The sequence below is a fragment of the Acinetobacter sp. ESBL14 genome, from assembly GCF_036668815.1.
Classification (GTDB): Bacteria; Pseudomonadota; Gammaproteobacteria; order Pseudomonadales; family Moraxellaceae; genus Acinetobacter; species Acinetobacter gyllenbergii.
The window spans coordinates 1-405 of record NZ_JAZEVS010000048.1 but is presented as its reverse complement, the minus strand read 5'-3'; the positions used below and the strand labels follow the sequence as shown (position 1 = coordinate 405).

Annotated in this window: 1 pseudogene; it reads left to right on the top strand. The window is 47.4% G+C overall.

Going from position 1 to position 405, the window contains the following annotated elements:
• Positions 1 to 405: pseudogene (locus V6E90_RS21565) on the top strand (YadA-like family protein); the annotation flags it as partial.

Genomic DNA, 405 nt, shown 5'->3' with positions numbered 1-405 from the left:
CGGCGACTGAAGATCAATTGGCAGCAGTTGATGGCAAGTTGGGTACATTAGACGATGCAGCAGTTAAATATGATGATGCAACGACTAAAGACAAGATCACGCTTGCAGGTGCTGGTGGAACCACGATCACGAATGTTAAAGCAGGTGTGATCAATGCAGCATCAACAGATGCGATCAACGGTAGCCAATTGCATGGCGTAGCGGACAGCGTTAAGAATGCAATTGGAGGTTCAACGACCATTGATGCAACGACAGGTGCAATCACCACAAGTAACATTGGTGGCACAGGTTCGAACACAATTGATGGTGCGATCACAAGCGTGAAAGATGCAGCAACCAAAGCGAAAACCACGGTTACAGCAGGAGACAACGTTGTAGTTACACCAACCACCAATGCAGATGGTT